Source organism: Magnetospirillum gryphiswaldense MSR-1 v2 (assembly GCF_000513295.1).
Taxonomy (GTDB): Bacteria; Pseudomonadota; Alphaproteobacteria; order Rhodospirillales; family Magnetospirillaceae; genus Magnetospirillum; species Magnetospirillum gryphiswaldense.
In genome coordinates this window covers 2,187,675-2,197,917 of the sequence record NC_023065.1, presented here as the reverse complement: position 1 = coordinate 2,197,917, position 10,243 = coordinate 2,187,675, and the positions used below count along the sequence as shown (strand labels likewise).

The 10,243-nt window shown below is 62.6% G+C and carries 9 protein-coding genes; 8 read left to right on the top strand and 1 reads right to left on the bottom strand.

All coding sequences use genetic code 11. The features are described from left to right. The first annotated feature begins 23 nt into the window (after positions 1–23). On the top strand, positions 24–1,349 hold the full coding sequence (locus tag MGMSRV2_RS10360) for a methyl-accepting chemotaxis protein (protein WP_024080306.1): 1,326 nt from the start codon (positions 24–26) through the stop codon (positions 1,347–1,349). Here the strand turns inward: MGMSRV2_RS10360 and MGMSRV2_RS10355 are convergent. Beyond that, on the bottom strand, positions 1,325–3,217 hold the full coding sequence (locus MGMSRV2_RS10355; protein WP_024080305.1) for a fused response regulator/phosphatase: 1,893 nt from the start codon (positions 3,215–3,217) through the stop codon (positions 1,325–1,327). The two genes, MGMSRV2_RS10360 and MGMSRV2_RS10355, sit on opposite strands and share 25 nt — an antisense overlap. Positions 3,218–3,310: 93 nt before the next feature. On the opposite strand from MGMSRV2_RS10355, the gene MGMSRV2_RS10350 reads away from it, so the two are divergent. From MGMSRV2_RS10350 to MGMSRV2_RS10320, 7 genes are all read left to right on the top strand, one after another. Then, positions 3,311–3,613 (top strand): STAS domain-containing protein, encoded by a 303-nt coding sequence (locus MGMSRV2_RS10350; RefSeq protein WP_024080304.1) that lies wholly within the window; start codon positions 3,311–3,313, stop codon positions 3,611–3,613. Positions 3,614–3,709: 96 nt separating this feature from the next. Next, positions 3,710–5,089: an exonuclease domain-containing protein gene (locus MGMSRV2_RS10345; RefSeq protein WP_024080303.1), complete on the top strand. Its 1,380-nt coding sequence runs from the start codon at positions 3,710–3,712 to the stop codon at positions 5,087–5,089. Positions 5,090–5,099: 10 nt separating this feature from the next. Then, positions 5,100–6,548, top strand: a complete 1,449-nt coding sequence (locus MGMSRV2_RS10340) for a DUF294 nucleotidyltransferase-like domain-containing protein (RefSeq protein ID WP_024080302.1) — start codon at positions 5,100–5,102, stop codon at positions 6,546–6,548. 316 nt (positions 6,549–6,864) lie between these two features. Continuing rightward, positions 6,865–7,146, top strand: coding sequence for a hypothetical protein (locus tag MGMSRV2_RS10335; protein WP_024080301.1), 282 nt, complete (start codon positions 6,865–6,867; stop codon positions 7,144–7,146). After that, positions 7,143–7,736, top strand: coding sequence for a tetratricopeptide repeat protein (locus MGMSRV2_RS10330; RefSeq protein WP_024080300.1), 594 nt, complete (start codon positions 7,143–7,145; stop codon positions 7,734–7,736). The genes MGMSRV2_RS10335 and MGMSRV2_RS10330 overlap by 4 nt, the downstream gene beginning before the upstream one ends. 62 nt (positions 7,737–7,798) lie before the next feature. Further along, positions 7,799–8,059: a DUF4212 domain-containing protein gene (locus tag MGMSRV2_RS10325; protein ID WP_024080299.1), complete on the top strand. Its 261-nt coding sequence runs from the start codon at positions 7,799–7,801 to the stop codon at positions 8,057–8,059. Next, on the top strand, positions 8,059–10,125 hold the full coding sequence (locus tag MGMSRV2_RS10320) for a sodium:solute symporter family protein (protein WP_024080298.1): 2,067 nt from the start codon (positions 8,059–8,061) through the stop codon (positions 10,123–10,125). Before MGMSRV2_RS10325 ends, MGMSRV2_RS10320 begins: the two co-directional genes overlap by 1 nt. The last annotated feature ends 118 nt before the right edge of the window (positions 10,126–10,243 follow it).

Sequence of the window (10,243 nt, the reverse complement as noted above, 5' to 3'; positions counted from 1 at the left end):
TCGCATTTGCAGGAGGGATTGCCGTGCCGGACCAGGGTGTTGACGCCGCCGCTTTCGAGGCGATGATCGATCGCTTGATGGATGGTGCCTATCTGTCCTTGCCGGAAGGCGGCTCGCCGCTGGCGGATAAGTTGCGGGCCTTGGCCGACCGGCTGGAAAGCCGCTCCAAGATGCTGCTGGTCAAGTCGGTGGATATGTCCATCTTCCTGAACGGCACGGTGACCCAGGCGGTGCAGACGTTGCGCTCGATCCGCGAGATGAGCCGGCGCATGGCCTCGATCTCGTCGGCGACCGAGGAAATGGTGTCCACCGTCCAGGCCATCAGCCGCACCTCGGAACTGGCCGCCGCCAACGCCGATTCTGTGCGCGAATTGTCTATCGACGGTGCCCGCAGCACCGAGGCGGTGGTCAGCACCATGCGCACCATCGTCGATACGGTGGAGCAGACCGCCGACCATGTGGGCCATTTGTCCGAGGCGTCGTCCAGCATCGGCGCCATCGTCAAGCAGATCGAACAGATCGCCCGGCAGACCAATATCCTGGCGCTTAACGCCACCATCGAGGCGGCGCGCGCCGGCAATGCCGGCAAGGGCTTCGCCGTGGTCGCCAACGAGGTCAAGAACCTGGCCAACCAGACCGCTCAGGCGACCCACGACATCCGCGCCCGCATCGACACCCTGACCCAGGAAACCGGCAATATCCTGCACGGTATGACCCGCGGGGCCGAGGTGGTGCGCCAGGGCGAGACGGTGGTTCTGGCCTCGGTCGACAAGATGCGCACGGTCAGCACCGAAATTCAGGACGTCACCACCTTGATGCAGGAAATCGCCGAGCATCTGGGCCAGCAGCGCGTCGCCGCCCAGGAGATCGCCAACAACCTGGAAGCCGCCGCCGCCCGTTCGGTCGACGACACCAACGCCATCGACAAGGTCATCGATATTTCGTCCCAGGCCAGCAACACCCTGACCGAGATGCTGACCGAAGTGAATAAGGTGGAGATGCGCAATGCCGTCATCTTGCTGGCCAAGTCCGACCACATGGTCTGGCGTCGCCGGCTGGCGGAAATGCTGGCCGGGCGCGCCAGCCTGAATCCGGACGAGTTGGCCAATCACCATACCTGCCGTCTGGGCAAGTGGTACGACGCCATCACCGATCAGGCCATTCGCCGCCATCCGGCCTTCATCGCCTTGGAAAAGCCGCACGAAAAGGTGCACCACCTGGGGATTCATGCGGCCAAGCTGTTCCGCGACGGCGATTTCGACGCGGCGGTGGCGGCGGTGGCGGCCATCGAGGAACCATCGCAGGAAGTGCAGAACCTGCTGGATCAGTTGGCTGCCGCGTTCTCCTGATCGTCGAATGGTCGGCGGATGTGCAAGAGCGTCAGATCGTCGGGCGGTTCGCCGGGGATATGGGCGCGGAAGCGGTTGAGGATGGTGCCGACCATGCAGGCATCCGGCGCTGTCTCGGTTGCCCAACGCAACAAAGTGGCGTCGTCGCAGACCAGTTTGCCGCCGCTTTCGCTTTCGACCAGGGCGTCGCTATAGACCAGTAGCGAGGTTCCGGGCGGAAAGGGCACACACCATTCGTCGTAATCCGGATCGGTGAAGGCGCCCAAGGGCGGCCCGGCGATGTCGAGGAAGCTGGCCCGGCCCAGCGTATCGATCAGGACCGGCGGCGGGGTGGCGGCGCCGGCATAGGTCAGGGTGCCCTCGTTCAGGTCGATCAAGCCGATGAAAACGGCGGCGAATTCCCCCAGCTTCAGCAGCGTCTTCAACTCGCGATTCAACTGCGCCATCATTAATGCCGGCGGCGGTGGGCGACGCGGCAGGCGGCTGAGCAACACATGCAGGCGGAAGACGTTGAAGGCGGCGGGCAGGCCATGGCCGGAAAAATCGGCGGCCAGCACGCCTAAATGGCGGGGGCCGGCTTCGAACAGGGTCCAGAAGTCTCCGCCCAGTTCCGACGAACTTTCCACCACGCCCTGAATGGACAGGCCGGTGCGCCGACGGATGGCATTGAGGTGTTCATCGGTGGGCACCAGGCTGGCCTGGGTGGCGCGGGCGGCTTCCATCTCGTCGCGGACGCGATTGCGGTAGGCGTTGAGCTTGGCCATCAACAGGGCGTTTTGCAGGTGGACGCGCACCCGCGCTAATACTTCGTCGGTGTCGATGGGTTTGCTGATGACGTCGTTGCCGCCGGCGGCGAAGCAGGCGGTGCGGCTTTTGGCATCTTCCAGGGCGGTGATGAACAGGACCGGCAGATCGGACAGCGCGTGGTCGGTGCGCAGGCGGCGACACATTTCCAGCCCATCCATCCTGGGCATCATCACATCCAGCAGGACCAGATCGGGGCAATGCTCGGTGATGGCCTCCAATCCTTGGATGCCGTCATTGGCCACACGGATGTGCCCGACCCCCAGGGTCTGGATCAGCGCTTCCAGCATGCGGCAATTGAACGGGTTGTCGTCGACGATCAGGATGGACACCTGGGCGAAGGCCTGGCGCGGCAATTGCCGCTGTTCCAGCGTCACGTCCAGCAGCAAGGTACGACCATCGTTTTCGCGCCGCAGGGCGTGGACCGAACCGGCGATCAGGTCCAACCCATGGGGGCGGATATCGGCGTTCCGACCGGCTCGCGGCTGGAATCCGGCGCCTTGATCCTCGACGGCGATTTGCAGATGGCTGCCGATTATGGCCGCCGACAGCCAGACCATGCGTCCGGCGCGGGCGGGGTCGGCCAGCGCGTCCTCGACCAGTTCGCAAAAGCGCAGCATGTCCTCGACCGAGCCACTGGTGGTGGCGTTGACCGCCAGATTGCCGTGGATCAGGGCGTTGGCCAGGGCTTCATGCACCACCAATTGCAGGTCGGTGGACGGGCAGACGAAGCCCGCGTCACGCAAATAATGGGACAGCGCCTGGGCAAAGGGCAGGGCGGCATCCTCGGCATAGGCGCTGGCGGTGGTCAGCGCCAGCCCCAGTCCGCCGCGCTCGAGATGCAGCAAGAAACGCTGTCCGCCCTGATGCCAGGGGGCTGCCCCCTCGATCACGCCCTGGTGTGGCGGTTGCAGGCCCAGGCGCAGGGTCGCCTGATCGGCGCGGGCAATTACGTGAACGGCCCGCCCAGGCTGTTCGGTATTGGTGTTGGTTGTTAAACCCAAAGTTTGGGCCAAGGCGAGGCCGGCTGGAAAATCGGCGGAAATTACCGCGTTTGTCGTCATTGGTGTTTGCTCCGCGCCGGCTTTTTAGCAATTCTACCGAGACGCCACGTGTTTTCCGATACAACCATTGGCCCTAATGTGGAAGAGGCGATTATGGAATATGCATGCGAGTCCAAAGGCAACGAGTTTCATATCCGTGTCAGCGGGCGCATGACCCATGCCGATCACCGTGGTTTTCGCGGCATTCTGGGCAGTATCAACGAAGCCGGTTCCGACCGCATCGTCTTTGATCTGGATCAGGCGGATTTCCTGGATTCATCCGCTTTGGGCATGTTGCTGATCGTGCGTGACGCCGCCGTCCAGCAGCAGCGCGTGGTGGTGCTGAAGGGGGCTTCCGGCCAAGTGGAAAAGCTGATCGCCATCGGCAAGCTGCACAAGTATTTCGAGATCGCCTGATCCTTCCCGCCGGTTGTGCAGTGCGAACCGGCCCTCTTTTCTTTGGTGTCCGCCTGGGGGTAAGCTGGTGTCCTTCGCACCAGATCCGGGGGGAGCGTGACCCCACGTCAGCAGAACAGGGTGACCTTGGCGGTAGCCTCGCTGTCGGCGGTGGTGCTCGTCCTCGCCTGTCTGGCCTTGCTGCCCCATTTCTATCCGCAAGCCCAGGTGCCGGCTTGGGTGATTGGTGCGATGGCGGTGGTGGCCTGGCTGTTCCTGATCATCGTCCATGAGGCGGTGCGCAATCATTTCGCCGATCTGCGGCTATTGCGCGCCGGCCTGGAGGCTGCGGCCTTCGGGCAATTGCCGCCGCAGGCGCTGACCCAGCGCTTTGGCGAGGAAAGCGTCGGATTGGGCCAGATGGCCCGGCTGATCGGCCAATGGTCGGTCGAGCGCCAGCAACAGGCCAACCGTCCCGACCAACGTTTGGCGGCGGTGCTGCGGGCCTTGCACGACGGCGTGGTGGTGGTGACCGAAAGCGGCCTGATCAGCCTGATCAACGGCCCGGCCAAGGCTATGCTGGGGCCGCACAATGCGGTGGTGGGGCGGTCCATCTTCGCCTCGGTCGAGCGCGACAGCCTGCTGGCGGCCATGCAGCGGGCGGCGCGCTCGGGCGGCAAGCCGGTGGAAGCCTGTCTGGTCATGCTGGACGGCAGCGGCCATTCGGTGCGGGTTCTGGATTTCGGCGAACATCGCGGCGCCGTCATCACCATTCCCTCGGTCGAACTGGATGGGATCGGCGAGGTGGAACTGGGGCTGGATTTGCACGATCTGCCGCCCTCGGTGCCGCCGCCCACCGACGACACCTTGTTGTCCCAATTGCCGGTGGTGGTGCTGGATACCGAAACCACCGGCCTGGACGCCGCCCGTGACGCCATCGTTTCCGTCGGTGCCGTGCGCTGTCATGGTTCGCGTATCTATCGCGCCGCCATGCTGGACCTGCTGGTCAATCCGGGGCGGCGCATTCCGGCCCGCGCCACCGCCATCCACGGCATCGACGAGTCCATGGTGGCGGGCAAGCCCGATCTGGCCGCCAGTTTGCCCGAGATCGCCGCGATCATGGACAAGGCGGTGGTGGTCGGCCATCAGATCGGCTTCGATCTGGCCCTGTTGCGGCACGGCACCGAACGGCTGGGCCTGGATTGGACGCCACCGCCGCGCCTGGACATCTTGTTGTTGTCGGCGGCGTTGGCTCCCGACGAAAGCGGGCACGAAATCGACGATCAGGCGGCGCGGATGGGCGTCAACATCAGCGGGCGGCACACCGCCTTGGGTGACGCCTTGGTCACGGCCGAATTATGGGTGCGGCTGATCCCGCAATTGGAACGGGCCGGGGTGTTGACCTTGGGGCAGGCGCGGGCCTTCTCGCGCCGGGCCAAGGGGCCGTTGGGCCGGCAAAAGGAAATGGGCTGGGACGAAGACAGTCAAATGAAATAAGGGGGAAGCCATGACCGACCATTCCTCATTGCGGCGTATCGACGGCTTTGCCTATCGCCATCGGGTCAGCGAGGTGATGGGGGCGCCGCTGGCCACCGCCCGCCAGGGCATCACCATGGCCGAGGCGGCCCGGCGCATGAGCCGAGACGGCATTTCCTCGCTGGTGGTGGTGGATGAAGTCGGGCGCCCGGTCGGCATCATCACCGAGCGCGACATGGTCAAGGCCCTGGGCCATCACGGCAGTGGCGCCGCCGACATCCCCCTGGGGGTGGTGATGTCGCGACCGGTGGCCACCATCCGCGCCGACGCCTTCACCTATCTGGCCATGGGACGCATGGACCGGCTGAAGCTGCGCCATCTGGTGGCGGTGGACGAAACCGGCAAGGGGGTGGGGGTGGTGACCGCGCGCGGCCTGATGCGCATGCGCACGTCTCAGGCCTTGCTGGTGGGCGACGAGATCGAGGCCGCCGATACCGGCGAGGCCATGGCCGCCGCCCGCGCCAGATTACCGCGACTGGCCATGGACCTGTTGGCGGAACGGGTCGAGGCGCTGGGGGTGGCGGCGGTGTTGAGCTCGGTGCTGCGCGATCTCACCGCGCGGGCCGCCCATCTGGCCGAGCGTGAGATGGCGGCGCGGGGGTGGGGCGAAGCGCCGGCGCGTTGGACCCTGCTGCTGTTGGGCTCGGGCGGGCGGCGGGAAAGCCTGTTCGGCGCCGATCAGGACAATGCCATCATTCATGCGGGCTCCGCTGGCGATGATGCCTGGTTCGCCGAGATGGGCAAACGGATATGCGATACCCTGAACGCCGCCGGGGTGCCGTTCTGCCAAGGCGGGGTGATGGCCTGTAATGCAGAATGGCGTCATAACCTGAGCGGCTGGGAACAGCGCATCCAACATTGGATCCGTGAAGCCGACGGCAAGGAACTGCTGAACGTCCATATCTTTGTCGATTTCCGCCCCGTCCATGGCGACCGTGAACTGGCCCTGCAATTGCGCACCTTCCTGCGCGAGCAGGCGGCCAAATCGCCCCGCTTCCTGCACGCCATGGCCCAGGCGGCCGGCGGCAATCGCACGCCGCTGGGGGTGTTGGGGCAGTTCATCACCAAGGATGGCCGGCTGGACCTGAAGATGACTGGCCTGTTGCCGCTGACCGGGGCGGTGCGGCTGCTGGCGTTGAAACATCGCATTGACGCCACCGGCACCGGTGAGCGGTTGGATCGTCTGGCTGAGGGCGGCTGGATGCCGGCAGCAGAGGCGGCGGCCTTCCGCGACAGTCACGAACTGATGGTACGGGTGTTGCTGGAGCAACAGCAATCCGATCTGGAGGCGGGCATCCCGCTTTCCAACAAGATCGACCCCAAGCGGCTGAAGCCGCTGGACCGTGATCGTCTGAAACAGGCGTTCAAATCCATCAATGCCTTGAATTCCGTTCTGGAATCGGCGCTGTCCTCGGTTTGAGGCACTATCCTTTAGCATGGTTATTCTGGAATATTAATACCAATGGAATGGCGTTAAGTCAGCCATCCTTACATTTATGTAAGCACTAAAAAATTTATGCCTATTTGGCCGACCATTGCAAACAATGGTCGGATGGATACTTATGCCTGTTGTGCAGTCTTGCGAATCGCATACATGTCGTATACGCTTTGCTGAATTCCGTAGTGTTTATTGAAAATACAAAAAACAATCCTGTTCTTTTGCGCTGCAATATTCGTGTTGGCACATAGAGTGCCGATGGTGAATGGACGGTTCGGGAAAAGGAGGATGTTGGCGGATGCAATTTACCTTGATGCTTGTCCATGAGCTGGTGAAGTTCGCCGGCCTGCTATTGATGGGCCAATTACTGGTCTATGTGCTTAGCTTCGGTCGGCATGAAAGCAATGCCGTGTACCGGGCTTTTCGTTTCATGACGTCGCCGGTGGTCGGGTTTGTGCGCCGCATCACCCCGGCCAAGGTGGCTGACCGGCATGTGCCGGTGGTGTCGTTTCTACTGCTGTTCTGGGTATGGGCGGCGCTGATCTTCATTCGTCTTGATCTTGGACAGGGGGCCGCATGAAAAGCCTTGAACTATGGTTTCTACGCACCACCGCCATTGTCTGTCTGTTGCTGAAACGCGACGCCCAGGCCATTTCCCACTGGTACCGCATGTTGGCGCTCAATCCCGGCGACACGCCGGAAAATGCCAAGATCGTCGCCTCGATCGCTCATTCCCAGGCTGCCTTGGGCCGGCCAAGCGAGGCCATCGCCTTGTTGTACCGGTCGCTCGAGATGGATTCTGACCAGCCCGCCAACTGGTTCAATCTGGGCTATCTGTTGCAGCAGGACGGTGCCGACGAGGACGCGGCCATGGCTCTGTTGCGGGCGACCCGCCTGGATCCCAAGCTGGATCGCGCCTGGTATGGCCTCGCCTTGTCCCTGATCAAGCTGGGGCGGGTGGAAGATGCCGTGGATGCGCTCAAGCGCAACACCGAATTGCAGCCGCTCAGTCCCTATGGCTGGTACCAACTGGCCCACGCCCATCTGCGGCTGGGCCAGCGGGACGAGGCCGAAACGGTCATTCGCCGGATCGCCAAATTTGAACCCAAGGTCGCACAGCAATTGGAGCGCGAGACCGGGATCGCATCTGGCGTAAATCTGCCCTTCTGAATGGGGCCAAAAATAATAAATCCCTACAACAAAACAGGAAAATATCGGCATGGGGAGGTATCATGCAGCTTACACAGAAACACCAGGAGTACTGGAATAAAAACCTGAAGATTACGGCGATATTGCTGAGTCTTTGGTTTGTCGTCACTTTCGTGGTCGCTTGGTTCGCCCGCGAACTCAGCTTCAGCTTCTTCGGCTGGCCTTTCAGCTTCTATATGGGGGCGCAAGGTGCTTTGATCGTCTATGTCTGGATTATCTGGTATTACGCCAGGTACATGAACAATCTGGACAATGAATACGGCGTCGAGGAGGGCGAAGAATAATGTTCGGCCAAGACAAATCCATCAAATCCTTCACCTCGCAACTGGCAAAGGTCTATGGTTTTTATACCGGTGGCTTTCTTACTGTGGTCATCTTGCTGGCTATCGCCGAGCAGATGGGGCTGTCGCGGGCCTGGATCGGCTATATCTTCCTGATCCTGACCGTGGCGCTTTATGCCGGTATCGGCATCATGAGCCGCACCAACGACGCTGATGAATATTATGTTGCCGGTCGTCGCGTGCCGGCAGTGTTCAACGGCATGGCGACCGGTGCCGACTGGATGAGCGCCGCCTCGTTCATCGGTATGGCCGGGACGCTGTACCTGACCGGGTATTCCGGCCTAGCCTTCATCATGGGTTGGACCGGCGGTTATTGCTTGGTGGCGCTGTTCCTGGCGCCTTACCTGCGCAAGTTCGGCGCCTTCACCATTCCCGACTTCCTCGGCGCCCGCTATGGCGGTCATGCGCCCCGCTTCGTCGGCATCGTCATCGCCATTCTGTGTTCCTTCACTTACGTGGTGGCGCAGATTTACGGTGTCGGTCTGATCACCACCCGGTTGTCGGGTGTCGATTTCACCTTGGGCATCTTCGTCGGTCTGGGCGGTATCCTGGTCTGCTCGTTCCTGGGCGGCATGCGTGCCGTCACCTGGACCCAGGTGGCTCAGTACATCATCCTGATCATCGCCTACATGACCCCGGTGGTGTGGTTGTCGGTCAAGCAGACCGGTATCCCGCTGCCGCAGATCGTCTATGGTTTCCAGTTGCAGAAGGTGTCCGAGCTTGAGGTCAAGCTGAACGCCGATCCCAAGGAACTGGAAGTGCGCGGCATCTTCAAGCAGCGCGCTGACGACGCCAAGGCCAAGCTGGCCGACCTGCCCAAGGCGATGACCGAAGGCAAGGCCAAGCTGGAGGCCGATCTGGCCGCTGCCCGTGCCGCCAATGATGCCGCCGCCACCAAGAAGGCGGAAGACGGTCTGGCCAAGTTCCCCAAGGACGAAACCGCCGCCAAGGCCGCCTGGGCCAAGGAAGCCGCTCTGGCTGCCCGTGCGGCGCCCATCGCCGCCCACGGCGAGGCGTTTGCCGCCAAGGACGAGGCGGCCCGCAACATCGCCAAGAAGAATTTCCTGGCGTTGATCCTGTGCCTGATGGTCGGTACGGCGGCGTTGCCGCACATCCTGATGCGCTATTATACCACGCCCTCGGTTCGGGCGGCGCGTGCCTCGGTGACGTGGTCTTTGTTCTTCATCTTCCTGCTTTACTTCACCGCCCCGGCCCTGGCCGTGCTGGTGAAATACGTGGTCTATCATGACGTGGTGGGGACGGCCTTCTCGGCCTTGCCTGCCTGGGTTGCCAATTGGCAGGCGGTGGATCCGTCATTGCTATCGCTTTCCGACATCAATGGTGACGGTATCGTCCAGCGGGCGGAAATCGCCATCGGTGGTGATATCGTCGTGCTGGCGACGCCGGAAATCGCCGGTCTGCCCTATGTGATCTCCGGTCTGGTCGCCGCTGGCGGTCTGGCGGCGGCGCTATCCACCGCCGATGGTCTGTTGCTGACCATCGCCAACGCCTTGTCGCACGACCTGTATTACAAAATGATCGACCCCAATGCCCCGGTGGGCCGTCGCGTCATGCTGTCCAAGACCCTGCTGTTGGTGGTCGCCGTGCTGGCAGCGCTGGTGGCGGCGCAGAAACCCGCCGACATCCTGTTTCTGGTGTCGGCGGCGTTCTCGTTGGCGGCGGCTGGGTTCTTCCCGGCGCTGACCTTGGGCATTTTCTGGAAGCGTGCCACCGGCATCGCCGCCACCTTGGGTATGGCGGCGGGTGTGGCGATCACCTTCTATTACATGGCCACCACCCAGCCGTGGCTGCGCGAGATGTTCTTCGGCATCCCTCGCGCCGTTCCGGCTGATCTGTGGTGGGACATCAACCCGATCTCGGCGGGTATCTTCGGTATTCCGCTGGGCTTTATCGTGATCATCGCGGTCAGCATGGTGACCAGGGCTCCGTCCGTGGAAATCCAGCATCTGGTCGAGGATGTGCGTTACCCGAATCTGAAGCGGGCCTGACTTCAGGGAAGAAGCCCCGGCGCCCAGTTGGCGTCGGGATTTTCCGGTTGACCGGCGCGCGGCCGCCGGGGCATGGCGTTGATAGGCCGTGCCAAGCGCCGCTTTGACCCCGCATGTT

What these genes read in the sequence shown, in the direction of transcription:
- MGMSRV2_RS10355 (WP_024080305.1), bottom strand. Translation starts at nt 3,217, where the DNA reads ATGACGACAAACGCGGTAATTTCCGCCGATTTTCCAGCCGGCCTCGCC.
- MGMSRV2_RS10350 (WP_024080304.1), top strand. Translation starts at nt 3,311, where the DNA reads ATGGAATATGCATGCGAGTCCAAAGGCAACGAGTTTCATATCCGTGTC.
- MGMSRV2_RS10340 (WP_024080302.1), top strand. Translation starts at nt 5,100, where the DNA reads ATGACCGACCATTCCTCATTGCGGCGTATCGACGGCTTTGCCTATCGC.
- MGMSRV2_RS10335 (WP_024080301.1), top strand. Translation starts at nt 6,865, where the DNA reads ATGCAATTTACCTTGATGCTTGTCCATGAGCTGGTGAAGTTCGCCGGC.
- MGMSRV2_RS10330 (WP_024080300.1), top strand. Translation starts at nt 7,143, where the DNA reads ATGAAAAGCCTTGAACTATGGTTTCTACGCACCACCGCCATTGTCTGT.
- MGMSRV2_RS10325 (WP_024080299.1), top strand. Translation starts at nt 7,799, where the DNA reads ATGCAGCTTACACAGAAACACCAGGAGTACTGGAATAAAAACCTGAAG.
- MGMSRV2_RS10320 (WP_024080298.1), top strand. Translation starts at nt 8,059, where the DNA reads ATGTTCGGCCAAGACAAATCCATCAAATCCTTCACCTCGCAACTGGCA.